Source organism: Streptomyces sp. NPDC032126, assembly GCF_055580085.1.
In genome coordinates, this window is record NZ_JBVIMA010000008.1 from 107,059 (window position 1) to 129,623 (window position 22,565).

Consider the following 22,565-nt stretch of genomic DNA (forward strand, 5'->3'; position numbering starts at 1 on the left):
GCATCGGCCGAAAGGACGGGGCGTCGCTCCGTCCCTCGGCCGACGGATCCGCGGCCCGCCGGCCGATGCCTCGGAGCCCCGTGGCGAGGAGCCTCGACATCGGCGGCCGTACAAGGACGGCCGACGAGGTGGTTGGAGGACCCGATGCTCTCGAAAGCCCTGTTGCGCGTGGGCACAAGCGCCGCCCGCCGTCCCTGGCGGGTGATCGCGGCATGGCTGATCGCCGCCATGCTTGCCGTCCTCGCCGCCATCGCCTTCGGCGGGCGAACCTCGGACGCGATGACCGCTCCGGGACTGGACTCCCAACGGGCCGCGGAACTGATCGAGCGGGCCGGAACCGGCCAGGAGGGCATGACCGCTCAAGTGGTCGTCACCCCTCTCGACGGCGACGCGACGTTCTTCAACCAGGGCAGCGCGCGCACCGCTCTCACGCGCCTCCAGGACGAGGTGGGGCGGCTGCCGCACGTGCTCGGTACGAGCGACCCGGCGGGGGCGCTCGACGCGGGCGGGGGCGCCGCCGTGCGCGACGGACTTGTCTCGGCCGACGGGCGGATCGCGGTCATCCGGGTGCAGTATCCCGACCAGAGCCGGCTGTCGGCCAAGGACCTCGACGCCCTCGTCGATCTCGGCGACCGGCTGCGCGCCGAGCTGCCGCTGCGCATCGAGATGGGCGGGGACCTCTTCTACGTCTTCTCCGACCCCGACGGCGGCGCGAGCGAGCTGATCGGCATCCTCGCCGCGGCAGCGATCCTGTTCCTGGCGTTCGGTTCCCTCGTCGCCGCCGCGCTGCCGATCGGCATGGCGGTCTTCGGGCTGACCGTCGGGGTGGCCACGATGACGGTACTGGCGGGGGTGACGGACGTCCCGACCTTCGCACCGGTCCTGGGCAGCATGGTCGGGCTCGGCGTGGGCATCGACTACGCGCTGTTCGTGCTCGCCCGCCACCGGGAGTACCTCGCGCGCGGACTCGATCCGCACGAGGCTGCCGGACGAGCGGTGGCCACGGCGGGGCGGCCCGTGGTCTTCGCCGGCGGCACCGTCGTCGTGTCGATCCTCGGCATGGCGGTCGCGAACGTGCCGTTCATGACGGTGGGCGGGTTCGCCGTCTCGATCGTCGTCCTGACCATGGTGATCGCGTCGGTGACACTGCTGCCGGCCCTCCTTGGCGCGGCCGGCCCGCGACTGGCCCGGGCCGGTCGGATCGGCCTGGCTCTGCGGGCCAGGCGTTCGGGCCGACTCGGCCGGCGACCGGACACGGCGGCGGGCGCCGCCCCCACCGCAGGGTGGCGGCGCTGGATCGGGCACGTCAGCCGGCACCCCGTGCCGTACGCGGTCGGCGCGGCGGGGCTGCTGCTGACCGCGACACTGCCCGTGCTCGGCTTGCGCGTCGGCCTGCCCGACGACGGCTCGCTGCCCCGCAGCCGTACCGAGCGCCGCGCCTTCGACCTCGTCGCCGAGGGGTTCGGACCGGGCATCAACGGTCCCCTCGTCATCGCCGCGGACCCCGCCGGTGAGCCGGGAGTGCTGGACCGTCTCGTCACAGCGGTCGCGGCGGATCCGGGCATCGCGTCCGTGGCGCCGACCCACATCGATCGGGCCACCGGCATCGCGACTCTCGTGGTGTTCCCGACCACCAGCCCCCAGGACAAGGCCACGGCCGACACCATCGCCCGGCTGCGCGCCGACGTGCTGCCCACGGCGATCGGGCACGGCCCGGCCAGGGCCCACGTCGGCGGCGCCGCGGCGAGCCTGTCCGACGTGGGGCGCCGGACCAGCCAACGCCTGCCGGTGTTCGTCGCCGCCGTACTGGCGCTGTCGTTCCTGCTGCTGATGCTCGTCTTCCGCTCGATCCTCGTACCCCTCAAGGCGGTACTGCTGAACCTGCTGAGCATCGGCGCGGCCTACGGCATCATGGTCGCGGTGTTCCAGTGGGGGTGGGGAGGCTCGCTCATCGGACTGGAGACGACGGTTCCGGTGGTGTCGTTCATCCCGATGTTCCTCTTCGCCATCCTGTTCGGCCTGTCGATGGACTACGAAGTGTTCCTCCTCTCCCGCGTACGCGAGGAGTACCAGCGAACCGGCGACAACGACACGGCGATCGTTGACGGCGTCTCGGGCACCGCCCGGATCATCACGTCGGCCGCCCTCATCATGGTGGCGGTCTTCCTGTCCTTCGCCGTCGCAGAGGACCCCTCCACCAAAATGTTCGGGCTCGGCCTGGCCACCGCGATCTGCATCGACGCCACGCTCGTACGCATGGTGCTGGTACCGGCGACCATGACACTCCTCGGCCGGGCCAACTGGTGGCTGCCGAGGTGGCTGGACCGCGTGCTTCCCGGAGGCCCGGTCGTCATCGACGCCGCCGACCACACCGACGTGGAATCGACCGGAGGGCCCCATCGTCCACGGTTGGCTGACCGTTGACTCGACTCCTGGCTGAGCGTTCTGGTTAGGTGCCACGCCGCCGGGGCCCGCCGGGACGGCGCCGGACAGAAGGAACCACCGGGCGGCACTGGAACCGAACCGGACGACCACGGGCTGGGCCGATCCCGCGGCGGGTTCTCCACTAAGGTCCACCTGACGTGCGAGCCGGACAGAAGCCGTAGTCGCTGCTGGTCACCGCAGGCCGGCGGGGCGACAGCCCGCAGTTCGAGCCGGCCTTGGAGGCGATCCGGGCGCCGCGCGTCGGTGGCGGGCGTCCTCGGCTGGGTCCGTTGCGGGTGCGGGGTGACAAGGCGTATGCGTCGCGCGCCAACCGATCCGGTGCACGATCCCGGAGCCGGCCGACCAGGTCCGCAAGCGCCGGGGGCAGAGGGCGTCCGCCTGCCTTCGACCGGCAGGACTACAAGGCCCGGCATGCGGTCGAGTGCGGCATCAGCCGTCCCGGGCGGCGCGATGTCTGCGTCCCATGCTCGGTGTGGCGCAGGACCGCCAGGCGGCGCTGGGCCTGGCGATCCTGCCGTGGTCCGGCTGAAGAGGGCGACGACGGGTGTCCCTTCCGTTTCGTCAGCTGATGGAGAACTGGCTGAAGCTCGCGGTGCCGGGTGTCGGGGCGTGGGCCGTGAAGAACGTGCCCGCGTCCAGGCTGCTGTTCGCTCCGGTCAGTGCGGCGGTGCCGACGGTGGTCCAGGTGGTGCCGTCGGTGGAGTAGGAACCGGTGACCGAGGTGCCGCTTCTGGCCAGTCGGAGCCAGAGGGGGGCGGAGCGGCCGGTCTTGGTGGTGATCTTGTCGACGTAGCCGTCGCTGTCGGAGTCCCACTCCAGGCTGACGCCGTTGCCGGGAGTGACGGCGAGGGAGGCGTACCCGGTGGACGAGCCGGCTGCGGCGATGTTGTTGCGCAACATCAGGCCGGCCTTGCCCCAGGCGTTGGTGTTGTCCTGGCTGTCGACGTGGACGGTGACTGTGGAGGAGGTTCCCGCGGCGGCCGGCTGGTAGGCCGCGGAGTACTCGTCGTCGTGCAGCGCGGTCGTTTCCCAGGTGTCGATGCCCGCGCTGGTCAGGGAGGTCACTCCCTGGCTCTGGCTCACCACGGCCGGAATGGAGCCGTAGGCACGCCAGGGCGAGGTGACGATCTGGAGCTTGCTGAAGGTCGCGCTGCCGACTGTGGTGCTGTGGGCGGTGTGGATGACACCGGCGTCCTGGGTGGCGGCCATGGACGGCAGGGTCACCGCCGAGCCGATCTGGGTGAAGGTGGATCCGTCCGTGGAGTAGTAGCCGGACACCTGGGTGGCTGTACGGGTCAGCCGTACCCATACCGGTGCCTTGACGGAGGTGGCTGTGGAGGTCAGCTGGTCGAGGTAGCCGTCGGCGTTGGAGTCCCACTGGAAGCTGACGCCGTTGGCCGGGGTCACCACCACGGTCGCGTAGCCGGGTGAGGAGCCGCTGCCGGTGAGACTGTTGCGCAGTACGACACCGGCCTTGGCCCACGAGTTGGTGTTGTCGACGTTGTCGACCCGTGCGGTCACCGAGGTGCCGTTGACGGCGGAGTTCGCCTGGTAGACGGTGCCGTAGGTGTCGTCGTGCTGGCCGCCGGCGCCCCAGATGTCGGTGCCCGCGTCGGTGACGGTGAAGAAGCCGCCGGTCTGTCCGGTGGCGGCGGGGGTGGAGGAGTAGGCGCTGTAGGGGCCGGTGACGGCGCCGGTGGTCAGCGGCCGGTACTGCGGCTCGATGCCGGCTTTGTCCATGACGGTCCGCGCGCCGGACGGCCAGTTGCCGTCGGTCACGACGACGGTGCCGCTGACCGTGTCACCGTGGCCATCGGTGCTGCTGATGTTGGCGTTGTCCTTGTCTGTCCAGTTGTCGGTGGCGGTCAGGGCGCCGGTGTTGTGGGTTGAGCTGACATGGGCGAAGAGCCACTGGCCGGTATAGCGCACGACGTTGTTGGTGTCGGTGAAGTTCCGGGAGCCCTCGTCGTGGTAAAGGCCGTAGTAGTTATTGGTGTTGTGGCAGTAGTTCCCCGTGACCGTGCTGCCGGGCGAGGCCGACAGGGTGTACACACAGCCGCCGTCGGCCATCTGCTGCATGATGTCGTGGATGTGGTTGCCGCTGACGGTGTTGTTCTGGGCCGTGGTGGGCGTCGAGTAGACGGGCTGGTAGGCGTACAGGCCCCGGTTCGCGTAGTCCGGGCTACCGCCCGGGTCGTTGACGCCCCAGCCGTAGCCGATGGCGAGGCCCGAGTAGGGCAGGTTGTACACCTCGTTGTGCGAGACGCTCGCGCCGTTGACGTAGGTGACCAGCAGGCCCGTCATGTCGCGGTAGTCGATCGCCACGTCGTGGATGACGTTGTCGTTGACGGTGATGTTCTTGTTGGTCATCCGGCTGTCACTGGGGTGGTGCGCGTCCGCCTGGAGCCCGCCCACGACGATGCCGCCACCCGCGTCCTGGGTGAAGACGTTCCCGGTCGCGGTGATGGTGTCGGCACCGAGTCCGACACCCGTGGCGTGTGCGTTGGCGTCCTGGCCGATACCGAGGGCGAGCTGCCCGAGGTTGGTGAACCGGTTGCCGGTGAAGGCGATGTGGTCGGCGGCCGAGACCTGGACGGCGGCCGGCATCTGGTTCCAGTGCGGGCGGGTCGCCTCGAACAGTTTGCAGCCTGCACTGCAGGAGGTCAGCCGGTCCGACGGGGCGGACCAGGTGCCGGCCAGGTAGGTCCCGGTCTGCTGGGCGGCGTACCCGTTGCTGCCGCTCGGGCCCAGCCAGCTGGTGCCCGAGAACTGCAGCCCGGCGAAGGTGAGGTGGGTGGCGGGAGAGGCATAGCTGCCCCCGATGTCGATGAGCGACTGCAGCTTGGGCACCTCGACGTCCGCGGTGCTCATGCTCTGCCCCGGCAGCGGCTTGTAGTACAGGGTGCCGGTGTTGGTGTCGAGGTACCACTCTCCTGCGGTGTCGAGGAACTCGTAGGCGTTCTCGATGTAGAGCGGGCCAAGCCGGAGCGGGTGCTCCAGGGTGTCCCAGCCGAATGTGTTGTTGGTCCATGCGGGCTGGGTCATGGTGATGGTGCCGTTGCTGATGCCGGACACCGGGGAGTAGCGGTCGGTCCAGGACGCGATGCTGTGGATCTCGGTCCGGCCGGGGTTCGCAAGGCTGTTGAGGTAGCTCAGCGCGCTGTTGGTGAACGTGTAGCCGCTCGTGGTCACGGTCAGGTCCGAGCGGTTGACCGTGGAGCGGGCCCGCTGCGCCAGGACGCCGTCGACGTACAGCTGCCGGGTGTCGAACCCGGTGCCGACGTCGGCCTTCCAGATGTTCTTCGCCGAGTCCTGCAGGGTCCAGCCGGTGGCCTTCTGCGCGCCGGTGATGACGGGGTGCGCGCCCAGCGCGGCCTTCCAGATCACCGTGTGGCCGCCGGTGCCGGAGTCGGCGGCAGTGAAGGTCAGCGGAGTGGAGAGGCGGTAGGTACCGTCCGCCACCTGCACGAGGATGTCGCCCGTCATGCCGGCATTGACCGCGCGCACATTTGCTTTGGCCTGGGTGAGGGAGCACGGCTGGCTCGCGGAGCATGCGGTGCCGGTGCCCGACGGGGACGCGTAGAGCGTCGTCATGGTCGCGGCCTGAGCCGTTCCGGGGAATGCGACTGCGAAGAGCAGGGCGCCGACGAGCGCCGTCGCCGCAGTCATGGCGCGTATCCGCAGCCTCGGGCGGCGTGAGGGGATCGTTCTTCTGAGTGGCAGCACGAGGGCTCCTTCGGTGATGCGTGGGTGTCACCCACCGCGCCTGGTCCCATCCCGGTCGCGACCCGGCGGGACTTCGGCCCTGTTTCACCAGCGTTTTCGACGGGGTGGAGGAACTTCACCTGAGCTTGAGATTTAGCTCAGCGCATCGCCAAGCTTGCGTACGGTGTGGTCGAGAGGGTGTTCAAGCCCTGCACCGCAAGATGATCTTGAACACCCTCTGCCCGTTTGATGGAGAACCGGTTACGGAGACGTGACGATACTCAGGCCGCTGAAGTTGGCCGTACCCGAGATCTTGTTGTCATGGGAGGTGTGGAAGACACCCACGTCCTCGCTCGCGTTCGCCCCGGACAGGTTCACCGCCGAGCCGATCCGGGTGAAGGTGCTGCCGTCGGTGGAGTAGTACCCGCTGACCTGGCTGCCCGTGCGGGTGAGCCGCAACCAGACAGGCGCCTTGATGTCCGTGGTCTGCGCGTTGGTGTCGAGGTATCCGTCGCCGTTGGAGTCGTACCCGAGAACGACGCCGTTGCCCGGCGTCACGGCCATGACCGCGTACCCCGCTGAACTGCCGGCGGCCGTCATGTCGTTACGCACCATGATCCCGGCCTTCGCCCAGGAGTTGGCGTCGTCCATCTGGTCCACCTTGACGGTCACGGTGGTGCCGTTGGTGAACGCCTGGCGCTGGTAGACGGCCCCGTACTGGTCGTCGTGCTGTCCGCCGGCACCCCAGACGTCGGCCCCGGCGCCGGTGATCGCGACCTGGTTCTGGTGCTGGTTGAGGAGGGCCGGGATGTTCGCGTATCCGGCGAACGGGGGCGTGGTGATGCTCAAGCCGCTGAAGGTGGCCGTGCCCGGGACGCTGACGTCGTGGGAGGTGTGGAAGACGCCCGCATCCTGGGTCGCGTTGGCCCCGGACAGGTTCACCGCGGAGCCGACCTGGGTGAAGGTGGTGCCATTGGTGGAGTAGTACCCGCTGACCTGGCTGCCCGTGCGGGTGAGCCGCAACCAGACCGGCGCCTTGATGTCCGTGGTTTGCGCGTTGGTGTCGAGGTATCCATCGCCGTTGGAGTCGTGCCCGAGAACGACGCCGTTGCCCGGCGTCACGGACATGACCGCGTACCCCGCTGAACTGCCGGCACCGTCGATGCGGTTACGCACCATGATCCCGGCCTTGGCCCAGGGGTTGGTGTTGTCCAACTGGTCCACCTTGACGGTCACGGTAGTGCCGTTGGTGAACGCCTGGCTCTGGTAGACGGCCCCGTACTGGTCGTCGTGCTGTCCGCCGGCACCCCAGACGTCGGCCCCGGCCCCGGTGATCGCGAACTGGCCGTTCGCCTGGCTGAAGGTGGCCGGCGAGTTCACCGCGAAGGTGGAGTAGGGAGCGGTCACCGCATACTTGAGGTACTGGTAGGCGGGTTCCAGACCGGCCGCGTTCATGACCGTCTGGGCGCCCGACGGCCAGTCACCGTTCGTGACGATCTGCGTGCCTCTGACCACGTTGCCACGATTGCCGTCAGTGACGTCACCGCCCTGCGTGGCCCAGTTGTCGGTCAGGGTGAAGTTGCCGGTGTTGTTGGTGCTGGTGGCGTTCTGGTGGGCGTAGTCTCCGGTCCCGTTGAAGACGTTGTTGGTGGCGGACAGGTATCGCGATCCCTCGTCGAAATACATGCCGTGGTTGCCGCCGTTGGTGCAGTAGTTCCGGTTGATCACACTGGAGGGGTTCGCCGACAGGGTGTAGATACAGCCGGCGTCGTTCATCGACTGCAGGAAGTTGTGCACGTAGTTCGCGACGACCGAGTTCCCCGTGGCTGTCGTCGGGGTGTTGTAGATCGGCTGATAGTTGTACAGACCCCGGTTGAGGTAGTCCTGGCTGCCGCCCGGGTCGTTGACTCCCCATCCGTAGCCGATGCTGATGCCGGAGTAGGGGAGGTTGTACACCTCGTTGTGGCTGATCTCCGAGTTGGTGGTGTAGGTGGCGAGAATCGCGTCGTTGTCACGGTAGTCGATGGCGACGTCGTGGATGAGGTTGTCCTTGATGGCGATGTTCTTGTTCGTCATACGGACGTCACTGGGGTGGTGCGCGTCTTGCTGTTGGCCGCCGACGATGACACCGCCCGCCGCGATCTGAGTGAAGAGCGAGCCGACGACGGTGATGTCGCTGGCCCCCAGGCCGACACCTGAGGTGTTCGCGTTGGCGTCCTCGCCGATACCGAGGCCGAACTGGCCGATGCCGGTGAACTTGTCGGCGCTGAACGTGACGTGGTTCGCGGCGGACACCTGTACCGCCGCGGGCATCTGCAGCCAGTTCGGCCGGGTCGCCTCGAACAGGCTGCATCCCGCCTTGCAGGAGGTGAAGGCATTTGCCGGCCTGTTCCAGTTGCCTTGGATGTACCCGCCGGTCTGCTGGTCGGCCCAGCCCTCCTTGGTGCTCGGGTGCAGCCAGCTCGTGTGGGAGAACTGCACACCGGTGAAGGACAGGTTGTGGGCCGGCGCACTGTACGTGCCGCCGACGCTGATGAGCGACTCCAGCCGCGGCAGCTCCACGTCAGCGGTGCTGACATCCTGCCCCGCCAGCGGCTTGTAATAGAGGTAGCCGGTGGCGGTGTTCAGATACCACTCCCCCGCGGCATCGAGGAACTCGTAGGCGTTCTCCAGGTACACCGGTCCATTGCGGAACGGGCTTTGGACGGTGTCCCAGCCCCAGGTGTTGTTGTCCCAGGCGGGCTGCTGCATGGTGAAGGTGTTGTTGCTGATGCTCTGGACCGGCATGTAGCGGTCGGTCCAGCTGTTGAGCGTCTCGAGCTCCACCCGGCTCTGGTTGGCCAGCGTGTTCAGGTAGCTCAGTGCGGGATTGGTGAAGGTGAACCCGGTCGGGTTGAACGTCAGGTCGGAGCGGTTGACCTGGGTGCGCGCCCGGGTGGCGAGCAGGCCGTCGACGTAGAGCTGGCGGGTGTCGAAGCCGGTACCGACGTTGGCGCGCCAGATGTTCTTGGTCGCGTCGAACTGCGTCCAGCCGGTTATCTTCCGTGCCCCCGAGATGATCGGGTTCGCGCCGGGGGCGGCCTTCCACACCACCGTATGGCCGTTGTCGCCGGAGTCGGCGGCAGTGAAGGAGAGCGGGGCGGAGAGGCGGTAGGTGCCGTCCGCCAGCTGCACGACGATGTCGCCGGCCATGCCGGAGTTGACCGCACGCACATTTGCTTTGGCCTGGGTGAGAGAGCACGGCTGGGTGGAGGAGCATGCGGTGCCAGTACCCGAGGGGGATGCGTAGAGCGTCGTCATGGTCGCGGCCTGCGCCGTTCCGGCGGATGCGACTGCGGAGAGCAGGGCGCCGACAAGCGCCGTCGCCGCAGTCATGGCGCGTATCCGCGGACTGGGGCGGCGTGAGGGGATCGTTCTTCTGAGTAACAGCACGAGGGGCTCCTTCAGTGATGCGCACCGTGCCTGGTCCCGTCCCGGTCCCATCCCGGTCGCGGCCCGGCGGGACTTCGGCCGTGTTTCACCGGCGTTTCGCCGGGGCGGACGCACTTCATCATACGAATGACGTAATCCGCAAGGTGTATGATGTGCCATTTACTGATCGCAAGGAGCCGCTCGTGCCCCGTACCCCGGCCAGTCGTCAACGACTGGCGCCTGCGCCCTCGGAGGGATCGCTGGGAGCCGTTCCCCGACGGCAGAGTGGCCGGCTCAGCGACACCGTGGTGACCTATCTCGTCGACCGGATTGTGGGCGGGGCCTATCCGCCGGACTCCGCGCTGCCCATCGAGCCGGTGCTGTGCGAGGAGTTCGGCGTCAGTCGGACCGTCGTGCGCGAGTCGGTGAAGGTACTCGAAGAAAAGGGGCTGGTCAGGGCGGCGCCCGGGCGCGGTACACGGGTGCGCGAGCCGCAAGACTGGAACCTCCTGGATCCTGTCGTCCTGGAGGCCCAGATCCGTCACGACCGGACGCTGACGATCCTCGACCAGCTGGTCAGCGTGCGGATCGCCCTGGAGGCCGAGATGGCCGCCGACGCGGCCGGCCGCATCACCGACGTCGAACTCGCCGGACTCGAGGAGCGAGTCACCGCGATGCGGGAGGCACTGGACGACCCGGTGCGCCACGCCGAGGAAGACGCCGCCTTCCACGAGATCATCATGAGGGCTTCCGGGAACCTCCTGGGGCAAGCGATCATCCGCAGCGTTCACGGCAAGGCCCGCGTGTCACGCTTCTATATCGGCCACTCAACCCGCGACGGTCTGACCGTGTCGCTGGGCGAGCACATGGCCATACTCGAGCTGCTCCGGCAGCGTGACGCCGCAGGAGCCGCCCGCGCCATGCGCGAGCACATCGGCCAGGCGTGGGCGAGCCGCCGACCGACCCCGCAGCCGTGACGTCGCCGACGGGCCGCACGTCCGCCGGAACTGACAGGTTGGGTACATCCGGTCATGCCGCCGACCGATCGCCACAGGGCGGCGTCAGTCCGCGCGAGTACCGCAAAGAGCACTGCACTTCCTCCACAGGGATCCGCCTCACAGGCCGTCACCTCCGCCTCCGCCTACCCGGCGCCGCCGCGTAGCGGCCCCATGCCAGTCGGACCCGGGCCTGGGCGCGCCGGAGGCCTTCGGCACCCCCCGTGTCGACCTCGCGGGCCACCTCAGCCCCGGTCGAAAGCGGCCTACTGCGCGCCGTGGCCGCGCCTGTGCTCGACCGCCGGCGACAGTTCCGCCAGCGTCTTCACCGGCCCGTCCGCGCACAGCACCGCGTCCGTGAGCTCGACGAGTGCGTCCGAGCGGGCGTACAGGGATTCGTAGCGCGGGATGTCGTTCGAGCGGGAGAACCTCCAGTGAGGCGACATGGCGTTGCGCAGGATCGACCAGCACGCCAGACCAGTACTCAAAAAATTGAGTAGAGTGGTGGCTCTTCTGGTGATCGCAATAAGGAGCCAGCCGCTCATGTCAGGCACTGAGACCCGCTATCTGCGCTTCGTGGCCCTGGGTGACAGTCACACCGAAGGGGTCGGCGACGGCGACGATGTGACAGGTCTGCGAGGGTGGGCCGACCGGCTCGCCGAGCACCTGGCCCGGCACAGCCCGCAGCTTCAGTACGCCAATCTCGCAGTACGGGGCCGTCTGGCCGGGCAGGTCCACGCGGAGCAGTTGCCCGCCGCGCTTGCGCTGCGGCCGGACTTCGCGACGGTCGTGGCCGGAGTCAACGACATGCTGCGGCCCCGCTTCGATCCGGATGAGGTGGCCGCGCATCTGGAGGCGATGTTCGCCGCGCTCACCGGCCAGGGGGCGCGCGTGGCGACGCTCACCATTCCGGACATCACGCGCCTCACTCCACTGGCCCGTCCGCTCCAGCCGCGTCTTGAGGCGCTGAACCATCGCGTTCGCGCGGCGGCGCACCGGCATGGTGTCGTCGTCGCCGACGTCACCCCGTATCCGGTGGCCACGGATCCACGCCTGTGGAGTCAGGACCGTCTCCACTCGAGCCCGCTCGGCCACCAGCGGATCGCGGCGGCGCTCGCTCACTCGCTCAACCTGCCGGACACCGACGACTCCTGGACGCACCCGCTGCCTGTCCTGCCTGTCGGTCGGGCACGATTCTTGCGTGCCGCGTCAGCCGAGGTGCGCTGGGTCGCCGGATTCCTCGGTCCGTGGCTCGGCAGGCGCGCGCGTGGGCGTTCCTCCGGAGACGGTCGCGTGGCCAAACGCCCGGACCTCCTGCCTGTCGGCAGCTCCGGCCGGGACTTCGGCCGTGCCTTCCAGCTTGGACCAGAGCCCTCCGTCGACCGGGCAGACGCCTCGGAGTAGCGAGATCCGCTGGGTCGGTGCTCGCCCGAGTCGGGAACGACGAACGATGCCCATCACGTCCTTCTAGAGCACGCGGACGCGCTCTTCCCTGGCACTGTCGATGGATTCCTCAGTTGGGGGCGCTATCCGCACGAGCGACCGGCTTACTGATCGTTTCAGAATGAGTTGAGCTGCGGGTCCTGTGCTCGACGATCTTGGTCGACAGTGTGTCCGGGGTGCGTGCTGATCTTGTTCCTGACGACCTGTGGGAGCGGGTTGCTCCGCAGTTGCCGCCTGCTCCGGAACGACGCCACCGCTATCCCGGGCGGCTACGCGTTCCGGACCGCGTGGCACTCGCCGGCGTCATGTACGTGCTGCGGACCGGTGTCGCCTGGCGCGACGTCCCCGCGGAGACCGTGGGCTGCTCCGGGGTGACGGCCTGGCGCCGACTGCGGGACTGGACCGAGGCCGGCGTCTGGCCCCGCCTGCAATGCCGTCTTGCTGGACGAGTTGTGCCGCGCCAGCCTGTTGAACCTCGACGACTGCGCGGTGGACGGCTCGCACATTCGGGCGCTCGAACGGGGATTGCACCGGCCCCTCGCCCTTTGACCGCGGCCGCCCCGGCTCCAAGCACCATCTGATCGTCGACTGTCACGGAACCCCGCTTGCCGTCATGCTCACCGGCGGTAACCGGCACGACGTCACCCAGCTTCTGCCGTTGCTGGACGCGGTCCCACCGATCCGGGGTCTGCGCGGACGGGAGCGTTCCGGGAGGCCCAGGCGATCTGATTCCTGTGCGTCAAGGAGCTGGAGCAGGTGCCGGGCTTCGTCGAGGATCACTTGACCTCGTGGTGTCGCTGTGACCGGGCGCTTGCGGAGATCGACACAGCCACCGGGCTGTTCTCGGCCTGCATGGTTGTACGGTCGGCGAGAAAGACGACGGCCAGGTTGTCCTCGCCGCGGACCGCCGTCAGCACCTCGTCAACGGTCGCCACTGACCAGGCCAGATCATCGATGATGTGGACGTCTGCCTCGTAGGGCCTGTCTCCCCAGGGCTCCATCAGTGCCGCCGATACGTCCTGCCACGCCTGGCCGTTCAGGTAGTCGGTTCTGACGACCAGGGCATCGAACTCATCAAGGCTCGGCCACACCTAGCCCGCTTGAACTCTTTCACCCCATCCGCGCACCTTCGGCGACCCCGGAACTCTTGCGTCCTGTTCGGCCTGCCAGACCCACTCCACCAGGAGGCGCAGGCAAGGTCGCAGGCCCTGGTTCCGCCGGCGAAAACAGCTGAAGGGAGGCGGCCAGGACCACTTCGCTCCAGGTACCTTACTCGTCGGTGGCGTCGGGGGCGTCCCCGTCATGGCCGACCATCTTCCACGCCTGTTTGAACAGGGCGCCGTGACGATGCCGCTGACGACGCTGAGCGCCAGGCCGACCGGCTTGTAGATGATCTTCAAGCAGTAGTGTGCGGTACGGGTTCTGTGGCCTTGTCGCGCCCAGGTGCTCGGCCAGGGCCGCCCTGCCGCGACCCTGCCCACCTGAATGGGCGGCTTTGTCCTTGACCAGGTCGGACCGCTTGTCCTACGCCTGGTGAGCCAGGTCGGTGGCCTTTGGCTTCAGTGCGCCGGCCTTGCGGGGGTCACGCTCGTCGCGGGCACTCCCTGGGTCTGCCCGGCGATGCGCGACCGCGGCGGCCACGACGGCCCGCTGCCGCCCCTCCGGGTGCCGCTCCTCGTGGACGACCGGGATGCCCCGGTGGAGCGGCTGGTCTGGCACCGCGTGGTCTCCGGCCATCTCTACGACCCACCGCTCGACGACTACGCAGGCGCGGAGTTCGTGAACCCGGCGCCGGACCCGGAGCCCGACCGCTGGTTCGCCTCCCACGTGCTGCTGGTGGACCCGCTGCCACCCCGCAAGGTCGCCAAGGCGCTGACGAAGGATCAGGCCCGGACGGCCGAGCGGGGGCGGCGGTCACGGCACGATCGACACCGCGCGATAGTCGTACCCATCCTGCTTGAACCCAGGGGCCTCCCAGGTGAGTTGCACCCGCTGGCCGGGCGTGAGCGTGCGGAAGGCGTTCCCGTGTGCCTGGATGTCGGAGAAGTGACCGAAGCACCCACCCGGCGTCTCTGGGGAATCGAGGACGCCCCAGCCTTCCTCGTCGTACCAGTCGCGGACTGTCGCGGTCACCATGCGCTCGATCCTACCTCTCGACCTGTATGACTACTCACTGTAACGGGTGAGGTCGAGGGCGGCCGCGCTTGTCCTGGTCAGCACGGGGAAGGCAGCGTGAGCAACGTCCGACCACCGTCCCCAGAGGTCCCCCTTGCGACGCTCCGTCACCCTCGCCCTCGCCCTGTCCGCCGCGCTCGCGGCGCTCACCCCCGCCCCGTCCGCCTCCGCCGCCGTCCTGCCGGGCCATGTGTGCTTCTGGCCGCAGCCCGGGGAGATGGGCGGCGGCTGGTGCTACGACGCGGGCCGCGGCGGATACGCCGAACTCGACGCCGCGGTCCGCAGAAACGCGAAGTCCTTCAGCTCCCAGGTCGACCGGACCACGTACGTCCTGCACTTCCCGCGCTCGGGCGGCTGTCTGCAACGCACGGTCTACGGCGGTGACTACTCGGAGAACTGGGAGTGGGCCGACAAGGCCGACGCGATCGACACCACCCCGCACTCCGACTGCCAGCCCGGATGAGCCGCCGCACCCGGCGCGCACTCGCCGCGCTGTGTCTGGCCGCCTGTGCGGCCAGTTGCGGCGGGTCGCGTGAACCAGCGGTGTCGCTCAGCCCGGACGACACCCTCAAAGCGGCCCAGGTCCTGCTCACCGACCGCTGTCTGACCCGTCAGGGCCTCACCCCGCCGCGTCCGGGCGGACCGCCCGCCTCCACCGCCGTGGACCACGCCCTGTTCGGCACCGGCCGCGCCGAGCTCACGCTCGAACTGCCCAGCGGTCATGTCGTCGGCCAGCACACCGACGGCTGCCTCGCCGCCGCCCAGCGCCGCCTCTACGGCGACCAGCGGCGCTGGTTCCGGGCGATGACCCTCGTGAACAACCTCAAGTCCCGTGCGTCGCGCGAGGATCGCGCCGCCTATCAGGAGCTGCGCGCCCACGGCCTCGCCGAGGCACGGGCGTTGCTCAGCGCGTCGTACACCGACCGGTAGACGCGCCGTACAACGACCAAAAGAAAGGCACTACTTGTGAAGCAGTACGTCTCCCTGCTCGTCGCCGCCCTGCTCGCCACCGGCACGGGGCTGGTGACCGCCTCGCCCGCGGCGGCCGCCGAGTGTCCGAGCGGCAACTTCTGCGTATGGACGGACGCGAACTTCGGCGGGCAGCGCATGAACGCGTCCGGCGACGACGAGTGGTGGGAGAGCTGGATCGCCGACAACGACTCGTCGTGGGCCAACCACGGCATCTCCGGCCCGGGCATCAAGGACCACGTCAAGGTCTACGAGTCCGCCATCCAGTTCCCGTCCACCGGCGGAGCCATGACCATCTGCCTGACGCCGGGCCAGGAGGTCGCCTACAACGGCGTCGCCAACGACCGCGGCGACGCCCATGTGTGGGCGATGAGCTGCTAGCCGGCTGCTTTCCGAAAAGCGCGGCGACCGTCGGCGTGGTCGCCGCGCCTTCGTGCGTCCGGCCGTGCTGCAGGAGACCGTCGGCCAGGTGAGGTTGCCATTGTGCTGGATCGTGACGCCCCGGTAGGTGCCGCTGGCGTCCGTTTCGACGGTCAGCACCTGCGAACCGGAGTAATTGGCGCTCATGTTCCAGGTGGCCGGTCGTCGGTGAGCTCTTCCCGGAGCACAGTCCGCGCGCCGCCAGGCCCTGCGCCATCCGCGGGATCGTGGCGAGCGTGTGGGCGGACCAGTCGCGCATGAGGAGGACCTGGACGTCGGTGACCCGTTCGGCGTCGGCGACAGCGCCGGAAATGGGGGCGCTCACGCATCCGTGGTCGCCTGCCTTCCCGAACCGGTGAGCCAGGCGCTCTGGGCAGCTCATTGGCGTAGACACCCTTCGAGCTACCAAGAGGCCCTGTTCTCATGCACGGCAGCCGCCGCAGTCACCCGATCGACCGACACGCCTCGAGGTCAGAACGACGACAGTCGCGTCGCTACCAAATCGCTGGGATGGGCAAAGTGACCTTGCCATACTGGTGCGATGTGCTTTCGTGGAGGGACTCCGAACCGGCATTACGTGTGCTTGCCTTGCCGTTCTTCCTTCAAGAAGCGCGGCACGTGGGCAAGCCGGTGCCCGCGCTGCGGTGGAGGGATGATCGACGCGGGCCAGGACCTCGCTGTGCCGAAGCGGAGCGACACCGCTGGGTGGCGGACGTTGACTGCCCTACTGAACGCGGGTGTCACGTTCCACTCCGGCTGCTGTGATGGGCCCGGCTGGCGGCCTCGAACACCGCGCGAGGTACGCGAGCGGCTGGCCGCCGCGGCTGGCACCGGCGTGCCACTGAGCGTGGCGCTCACGACGGTCGACACTGACGAGCTCCGTTCCGGGCACACCGCACGCTGAGCCGTCGGCATTGCCCGTCCATACTCGGCGACGCGCGCCCGAATGAGACCCTCGTTCGACTGGCACACTTCAAGATCGGAAAGACAACAGCCCCTCAGCTGCAGTCGGCGGCTGATGGGGCCTCGCGGGTCATGGGCAGGGTTGGCAGCCTCCCTCGCCAGAGGTAACGCTCGCCTGTGATCTCAAAGCCGTGGCGCTGGTAGAACCGGATCGCACGTTCGTTGTAGTCGACGACCCCCAGGCGGATACGTGCAGATCCGGCCCAGGTGAGGAACTCGGTCATCATGCGGCCACCGAGGCCGTGCCCCTGGGCGTGGTCCAGCAAATACATCGGTCCGAGAGTGACCGATTCCGATTCGTCCTGGTGACCGCAGAGGTACCCGACGATCTCCGTCTTGGACCGAACGACACGGCAGAAGCGCGGGGCAGGGTGCTGGTTTGCCACCTCAATGAACTCCCGCCACTGCGTGATGCCTTCCGCCGTGGCGGACGAACCGCGGTGCTCACGGATCCAGGACTCATCGATCCCTGCGTCTGCGTTGGGGTAGTTCTGCAGCCAGTTCCGCAGGTGCAAGGGCCCCAACGTCGCGGCGTCGTCAGGATGAGCGGCAGTGATCACATAGGTCATGTCAGACAGTACTGGTGCCCTGACGTCACCATGCAGCCTGCTCGGTCAAGCCTCGCTGGCGGGGCAAGGTCATCGTGCTTCTTCCTCTCGGTGGGCTGATGCCGTCACGCCTCATACGCACAGTGCGCTCGACGAGGAGCCGTGTCGGCGGCGGCTGATTTCAGCTGTCGCCGACAGCAACGGGCTTGGCAGCGCAGGCATCACGGCGTGCCGCCCTGCCGCATGATGAGATCGTGCGTACTTACCTTTCGTACCAGCCCAAGGACGAGCGGCAGGCCGCGTCCCTCGCCTCCGCGCTGGCTCGGGCCGGTGCCGATGTCGTGACCGATGCCGCTGCCGACGCCGATGCGGCCGGGGCGGATGCCGTCGTCCTGCTGTGGTCGTATGCCGCCAAGGCTGCCTGGACCGCCGCCCGGGCGGAGGGCGGACGTGTCGTACCCGTCCGCCTCGACGACTGCCCCCTGCCGCTCCCGCTGAACCGACTGCCCCAAGTACGCCTGGCCGTCGGCGTGACGGACGCGGCAGCGGCCGCGGTCGCGCGCCTCGTTCTGGCCGACACGCCCTCCGGTGACGAGGGATCCGATCCCGAACCCTCTCTCGTCATCAGCGACTTCGGCCCCCTGGGTCAGTACGAGAGGTGCCCACAGTGCGGTGTCGGCAGTGACCGGCTGCGCCCCTACGTCACCGTCGACCACCAACACGACCGTGCCCTGCGCCTCGTCATCTGCGGTTCGTGCGGCTGGCAGGACCACGGCGACCTCTGACGAACCAGCCTCGACACAGCGACCGGCCCCGGCGCCGGACGACGCAAGGTCAGACGCGCAGCAGGGAGGCGTGGATGCGGGCGATGGCCCGCAGCACTTCGTCGCGGTTTTTGGCCTGCTGCATCCATGCAGGCAGGCGGGCCACCACGGTCATCTTCCGGCCGTGGTCGTACCAGGGAATCCCTTCACGCAGTGGTGCCTGCACAAACCGCCTGATCAACTCCAGGTGTTCCAGGTTATAGGCCCATACCCACCCGTGCCGGGTCTCGGTCTGCAGCCAGAGTCGCACATCGAAGTACGGGTCTGTGGCCGGCGCATGCCGATCCCGGTGCAACGCCACACCGCCACGGCTCCAGTCCTTTGCCATCCCGCAGCTCCGACAGACGAGACGCCTCCGTGCGAAGAGGCCCTGGTCGTGAACCCCAGACGGGTCCGGTGCTGTACCGACGTGCGCGACTTTTCCGCAGCCGGGACAGTGCACGAGAACCGACGTGAGGAAGTCGTATTTCGTGCTCCGGGGGTCCCGGAACCGGTGGTGTGTGGAGATCGCGCTCATCGGACCAGTATGCGAGCCGCGCGCCCAAGGCTCCTACGGGTTAAATCTCAAGGTCAGCCGTTGTTAGGGCACACCTGTTGTCCTCGCGCCCACGGGCTGCTGTACGCATAGCCAACCATCCGTTGATTGCTTGCCTGCTTATGGTCTCGACACTGTCGTCCGGTGGCGTTGGGTCGATCAAGCGCGGTCGTGGAGCGTGACCTGGTAACCGTCGGGATCGGCGAAAGTGAAGGTCCGGCCGAACGGGCCGTCGATCGGCGCGGAGACGATGGTGTGACCGTCGGCTACGAGCGCGTCGTGGATGACCTGGACATCGGTGGCGTGGAGCCAGATCGCGGCACCGATGCCGGGCTGAGCGACGGACGCGAGGTCGGTGCCGGGAATGACGTCGCGGAGGGCGAACGCGATCGGCTTGGTTTCGAAGACGACGGCGTGCGGAGGTCCGGCCGGCGAGCGGACGAGACCCAGGTACTGCTCGTAGAACGTCTGCGAGGCGTCGAGGTCGCGCACTTGGAGCGAGATGAAGTCGGGACCGGTGGCGGGCATGTAACGCTCCTTCTATTCGTGTCAGTTTTCTGACATGCGGCAAGCTATGTCAGAATGCTGACATGAGTCAAGAAGGTATCGGCGTCGACCTGGAGACGTCACTGGGCTACCTGCTCAAAGAAACGTCCAGCGCCCTGCGCGCGGCCATGGAGGAAGTGCTGCGGCCGCTCGGGATGAGCGTGACGCACTACTCCTGTCTCGAACTGCTGGCGCAACGACCGGGCTTGTCGAACTCCGAGCTCGCCCGGGGCGCGTTCGTGACACGACAGACGATGAACGTGCTGCTCCAGGCACTGGAACGAGACGGCTACGTGACCAGGCCTGCGCAGGCACCCGTAGGAAAGGCGCTTCCCACGCGGCTCACGCCTCGCGGCCGACGAAGCCTTGAGAAGGCGAGCGCAGCCGTCCGGTCCGTCGAGGCCAGAATGCTGGCCGGCCTGACCGAGACAGAGCAGTCGGACGCGTTCCGGATCCTGCAGAGCATGATCCATTCCCTGCGCAGCGACAACGAGGGTGCATAGCTCGTTCCGCGGCGCAGGGCCCGCCGGAGCGAGGCGGATAGTGCGCGGTTGAGTATCCGAAGATGTATGGGCTTGGGCTTGTCACGTTCGCTGAGGACGCCTCGACCATTCACACCGGCACTGCACGCCGCGCCACTCGCCACGAACCCGAACGAGCACTCGCCATCCTGGGCATCACCAACAACCCAGATATTCACGGAACTTGATCAGCCCTGGCGGGGCTGGGATGGCACACGGAATGCTAACGAGTTACCATTCGATGCGGACGTGGACAATATTATTCGAGCCGGGGTCGCCACTGACCGTAATCTTGTAGTGCAGGTTAACGGCGGCAGGCACGGCAAACGACAAGCCCACATCATCGGTACCGTTCGTATCCGTTTCTTGCCTATCAGCGTAGGTTGCGCCTTGGTCATCCTCAGACCATATGTCGACGCTGATATGCGTTACGTATGCGCTAGAGAATGAGAACGATACAGAGGTCGAGCTTTGATTGACAATCTTACCCTCAACAGGAGTGAAGCTCGACATTTGAAATGACGAAGTAGACATGATCTCCTCGCTAACTCCGGACGGGACCGCTACCTGTTTCGGGGAGCAGCGCCCCTCTATCCAGGATCGGCACAGTTATGACCAATCAGAGTCAAATATAGAGAATCGGACTCCTGCGATTCCTTCTGGATTTTCACCGGTTCCGCCTGAGCAGGCCCCGCCCTCTTCCGCTGAAAGGAAATAGCGGGCGGCCGTCGGGTATGGGGTATGTCCGTCATCTTGCTCCAAATCCCAATTGATAAGCTGCGTCTCTTGTCCCCCTGGCGCGATCGAGCCGAAAGTCGCATCAGCGAGATTCCCGGTCCCAAAGGGAGCTGCCGTAAGTCGCACTGTGCCGCCCGCGGCGATAGTACGACTTGATTTGTTGAATATCGTTGCCGGGATCGTAGCGCTGGACGCGTTCGAGTCCACTACAGCCGCGTCGACCTCTGTCATTGCGGATCTCCAATCTCGCGTTTCCCAGCTGGTAGAAACCCATGCCCTTGTTGGCGCGTAGCGTCCGGCCCATCGATCGCCGTCGAGACCTCTAGGCAGTCGCCCACCGGTCATCTCGCCGATCGTGCCGCGGCCGGTCAACCGTTGAGAAACTGGTATCCGATCCACACTTGGATCCGGGTGAGTCCGTTCAGGTTCAGCCCTGTGTCGAACTTCTGTTGCGGGTTTGTCACCTGCCAGCTTCGGCCGACGCCTCGTCCCCAGAACGCCAGCGATGTGAGGGCGGCAAGGGGTGGGTTATCGCCGAATCCTTCCCCGGGCGGCAGCAGCGGCGTCGTCTTGGCGTCGCGGGTGCTGACCTTGGGTAATTCTTCCAGAATTTTTCTAGTTGCGATTTGGTGTGCCACTGCGGCGGCGATACGCCATGCTCGCGCGGTGATCGTGTGCTATTTCCAGGATGAGCCATACGGCCGGTTCCGCAACTTGGCGCAACCATGCCACTCGGTTTTTTTCAACCTGGTTGAAAACGGCGCGAGTTGCAGGGCTCCGTCAAGTTCCGTGCCTGCTCAGCCATCCGCCCCTACCGGCCTGATCATCAACCCTCCACGCAAACACGGAACTTGACGGAGCCCTGATGTAGGAGCGAGGATCCGGGTCCGTAGTCGTCGGAAGCCGTCCCGCCCGTGCATGGCTCGCTTGATCGTGTTCACGCGCTTGACATGGCCTTCGACCTTGCCAGAGCTCGATTCGTGGAGTGAGGCCGCGATGACAGCGTCGAAGTCCTGGCGGAGGAACGCGCCGAACTTTGCGACAGAGAGAGTGTCGGACTGTTCGGCCTGGCGGATCCAGGCAGGCAGCAGCTGGCCTCGGCGGTTGCGGACGATCAGTGAAAGCCCGGGCGAGGTCGCAGGCCCGCGCGACGTCTGGGCACGCGAGGCGGGCCTGATCGAGGTGCTCGAGCTCCTGGGTGCTGAGGCGCTCGCGCGGGCCTCATGATCGAGGAGGTGATCCGGCGCGGACTCGGGATTCCTGCTCGTGCGGCCGGGGCCGTGCCGGCTTTCAGGGTTCGCAGGAGGGCGTGAGCGTCGAGTAGCCGACGCGGAATCCGCGCTCGCGACAGGAACGCTCCCGCGCTCCTCGCGTGCCACCACCAACTCACGAAACAACACGACGCCTTATTCGGCAACGACGAAACGCGACCGCCCCTCCCCCAGCTACAGCCCTCCCCCACTCCGTCGCGGAGCTCCACCCGGGAAACCCGAGTCTCCACAGAGCGGACTTCAACAGGTGCGAATCTCAACGCGCGTAACCACCGACGGCTTGCCTTTGCTGGTCCCCGCACCGCACACGGGTGACCAGTCGACCAGCCGACGCCCAACCGGGACTGCTCAACCCAACACCCGCCGCTCGCCGGAGAAACGGCTACAGCCACGTGCCTGAAACTCAAACCGGTGACAGAGCCATTTCCGTCCTCAGCCTCAGCTGGTCAGGTGGAGGGTGAGGACGGCCGACCTGTTCGACCACATACCGCGCCGCCTGCGCCATGTGTGATCTTGGTCGTGACCCCAACTACCAGGAGACTTTGTCGCGTTGTACAGCTGGCCAACTCGCCCACGGCGCGATCAGGTTGGAAAGTGCCTTGAGAGAGGTCGAGGCCTGTTTGTCGCTGCTCACCCGGCTCAGCCGGCCGCCCGCAGCGGGCATCCGGTGCCAACACGTGCGTCGAGCTCGGCCCGCAGGGCGGCAAGCTGCGCCATACGCGCATCGATTACCTTGATCTTCTCCTTGAACAGCGCGGACAAAGCCTCGGCGGTGTCGGGCGCGTTCCGCAGTTCCTCGCCGGTCTGTGCGATCTCGGCCAGCGAGAAGCCGAGCGTCTGTGCGGTGCGGACGTACTGCAGCCAGGGCACTGCCTCCGGCGGGAAGTCGCGATAACCGTTGGCCAGACGCCGCCCCGTCACGAGACCGATCTTCTCGTAGAAACGGATGGTGTCCCTGGTCAGTCCCGCTTGCGCGGCCAGCTCCCCGATACGCACGGCTCTCCCTGAACTGCGGACTTGACCTTGGACAGTACTCCACTGTTTACCGTCGTGGCG

Annotated in this window: 19 protein-coding genes and 1 pseudogene; 9 read left to right on the top strand and 11 right to left on the bottom strand. The window is 67.4% G+C overall.

The features are described 5' to 3' along the window. Positions 1–144 precede the first annotated feature (144 nt). Positions 145–2,424 carry an MMPL family transporter gene (locus ACZ5NW_RS27960; protein WP_468746698.1) on the top strand — a complete coding sequence of 760 codons (2,280 nt, stop codon included), beginning with the start codon at positions 145–147 and terminating at the stop codon, positions 2,422–2,424. A 582-nt stretch (positions 2,425–3,006) separates the two neighbouring features. Here ACZ5NW_RS27960 and ACZ5NW_RS27965 read toward each other — a convergent pair. Both ACZ5NW_RS27965 and ACZ5NW_RS27970 read right to left on the bottom strand, forming a co-directional pair. Continuing rightward, a complete protein-coding gene (locus tag ACZ5NW_RS27965; protein ID WP_468746699.1) occupies positions 3,007–6,114 on the bottom strand; it encodes a DUF1349 domain-containing protein in 3,108 nt (1,035 codons plus the stop codon). 297 nt (positions 6,115–6,411) lie between these two features. Continuing rightward, on the bottom strand, positions 6,412–9,525 hold the full coding sequence (locus ACZ5NW_RS27970; protein WP_468746700.1) for a right-handed parallel beta-helix repeat-containing protein: 3,114 nt from the start codon (positions 9,523–9,525) through the stop codon (positions 6,412–6,414). Positions 9,526–9,869: 344 nt separating this feature from the next. On the opposite strand from ACZ5NW_RS27970, the gene ACZ5NW_RS27975 reads away from it, so the two are divergent. Beyond that, a complete protein-coding gene (locus tag ACZ5NW_RS27975) occupies positions 9,870–10,538 on the top strand; it encodes a FadR/GntR family transcriptional regulator (RefSeq protein WP_468746701.1) in 669 nt (222 codons plus the stop codon). Between the two features lie 284 nt (positions 10,539–10,822). On the opposite strand, the gene ACZ5NW_RS27980 is transcribed toward ACZ5NW_RS27975, so the two are convergent. Continuing rightward, positions 10,823–11,002 (bottom strand): hypothetical protein, encoded by a 180-nt coding sequence (locus tag ACZ5NW_RS27980; RefSeq protein WP_468746984.1) that lies wholly within the window; start codon positions 11,000–11,002, stop codon positions 10,823–10,825. A gap of 97 nt (positions 11,003–11,099) precedes the next feature. On the opposite strand from ACZ5NW_RS27980, the gene ACZ5NW_RS27985 reads away from it, so the two are divergent. Then, positions 11,100–11,960: an SGNH/GDSL hydrolase family protein gene (locus tag ACZ5NW_RS27985; protein ID WP_468746976.1), complete on the top strand. Its 861-nt coding sequence runs from the start codon at positions 11,100–11,102 to the stop codon at positions 11,958–11,960. A 215-nt stretch (positions 11,961–12,175) separates the two neighbouring features. Then, positions 12,176–12,720: pseudogene (locus tag ACZ5NW_RS27990) on the top strand (IS5 family transposase); the annotation flags it as partial. A 55-nt stretch (positions 12,721–12,775) separates the two neighbouring features. Here the strand turns inward: ACZ5NW_RS27990 and ACZ5NW_RS27995 are convergent. After that, positions 12,776–13,090: a DUF6924 domain-containing protein gene (locus ACZ5NW_RS27995; RefSeq protein ID WP_468746702.1), complete on the bottom strand. Its 315-nt coding sequence runs from the start codon at positions 13,088–13,090 to the stop codon at positions 12,776–12,778. A gap of 823 nt (positions 13,091–13,913) precedes the next feature. Further along, positions 13,914–14,135 (bottom strand): S1 domain-containing protein, encoded by a 222-nt coding sequence (locus ACZ5NW_RS28000; protein ID WP_468746703.1) that lies wholly within the window; start codon positions 14,133–14,135, stop codon positions 13,914–13,916. Positions 14,136–14,268: 133 nt separating this feature from the next. Here ACZ5NW_RS28000 and ACZ5NW_RS28005 point away from each other — a divergent pair, with 133 nt between their 5' ends. From ACZ5NW_RS28005 to ACZ5NW_RS28015, 3 genes are read left to right on the top strand one after another with little or no spacing between them, the layout of a single operon-like run. Next, on the top strand, positions 14,269–14,637 hold the full coding sequence (locus ACZ5NW_RS28005) for a hypothetical protein (RefSeq protein ID WP_468746704.1): 369 nt from the start codon (positions 14,269–14,271) through the stop codon (positions 14,635–14,637). Further along, positions 14,634–15,104, top strand: a complete 471-nt coding sequence (locus ACZ5NW_RS28010; RefSeq protein WP_468746705.1) for a hypothetical protein — start codon at positions 14,634–14,636, stop codon at positions 15,102–15,104. The genes ACZ5NW_RS28005 and ACZ5NW_RS28010 overlap by 4 nt, the downstream gene beginning before the upstream one ends. Before the next feature lie 36 nt (positions 15,105–15,140). Continuing rightward, entirely contained in the window at positions 15,141–15,524 is a 384-nt protein-coding gene (locus ACZ5NW_RS28015; protein ID WP_468746706.1) for a peptidase inhibitor family I36 protein, read from the top strand. A gap of 1,037 nt (positions 15,525–16,561) precedes the next feature. Here the strand turns inward: ACZ5NW_RS28015 and ACZ5NW_RS28020 are convergent. Next, positions 16,562–17,095, bottom strand: coding sequence for a GNAT family N-acetyltransferase (locus tag ACZ5NW_RS28020; RefSeq protein WP_468746707.1), 534 nt, complete (start codon positions 17,093–17,095; stop codon positions 16,562–16,564). 233 nt (positions 17,096–17,328) lie between these two features. Between ACZ5NW_RS28020 and ACZ5NW_RS28025 the strand changes: the two genes are divergently transcribed. Then, positions 17,329–17,859: a TIR domain-containing protein gene (locus ACZ5NW_RS28025; RefSeq protein ID WP_468746708.1), complete on the top strand. Its 531-nt coding sequence runs from the start codon at positions 17,329–17,331 to the stop codon at positions 17,857–17,859. 49 nt (positions 17,860–17,908) lie between these two features. On the opposite strand, the gene ACZ5NW_RS28030 is transcribed toward ACZ5NW_RS28025, so the two are convergent. Both ACZ5NW_RS28030 and ACZ5NW_RS28035 read right to left on the bottom strand, forming a co-directional pair. Next, positions 17,909–18,415, bottom strand: coding sequence for a hypothetical protein (locus ACZ5NW_RS28030; protein ID WP_468746709.1), 507 nt, complete (start codon positions 18,413–18,415; stop codon positions 17,909–17,911). Positions 18,416–18,592: 177 nt separating this feature from the next. Then, positions 18,593–18,961 carry a VOC family protein gene (locus ACZ5NW_RS28035; protein WP_468746710.1) on the bottom strand — a complete coding sequence of 123 codons (369 nt, stop codon included), beginning with the start codon at positions 18,959–18,961 and terminating at the stop codon, positions 18,593–18,595. 62 nt (positions 18,962–19,023) lie between these two features. On the opposite strand from ACZ5NW_RS28035, the gene ACZ5NW_RS28040 reads away from it, so the two are divergent. After that, a complete protein-coding gene (locus tag ACZ5NW_RS28040; protein WP_468746711.1) occupies positions 19,024–19,482 on the top strand; it encodes a MarR family winged helix-turn-helix transcriptional regulator in 459 nt (152 codons plus the stop codon). Between the two features lie 1,124 nt (positions 19,483–20,606). Here ACZ5NW_RS28040 and ACZ5NW_RS28045 read toward each other — a convergent pair. The 3 genes from ACZ5NW_RS28045 to ACZ5NW_RS28055 all read right to left on the bottom strand — a co-directional run bounded on the left by ACZ5NW_RS28045 (position 20,607) and on the right by ACZ5NW_RS28055 (position 22,505). After that, a complete protein-coding gene (locus ACZ5NW_RS28045; protein WP_468746712.1) occupies positions 20,607–20,876 on the bottom strand; it encodes a hypothetical protein in 270 nt (89 codons plus the stop codon). Positions 20,877–21,035: 159 nt separating this feature from the next. Next, positions 21,036–21,638 carry a transposase gene (locus ACZ5NW_RS28050; protein ID WP_468746713.1) on the bottom strand — a complete coding sequence of 201 codons (603 nt, stop codon included), beginning with the start codon at positions 21,636–21,638 and terminating at the stop codon, positions 21,036–21,038. Between the two features lie 510 nt (positions 21,639–22,148). After that, the gene (locus ACZ5NW_RS28055; RefSeq protein ID WP_351992962.1) at positions 22,149–22,505 is read right to left on the bottom strand and encodes a MerR family transcriptional regulator; all 357 of its coding nucleotides are present in this window, start codon (positions 22,503–22,505) and stop codon (positions 22,149–22,151) included. Positions 22,506–22,565: the final 60 nt, after the last annotated feature.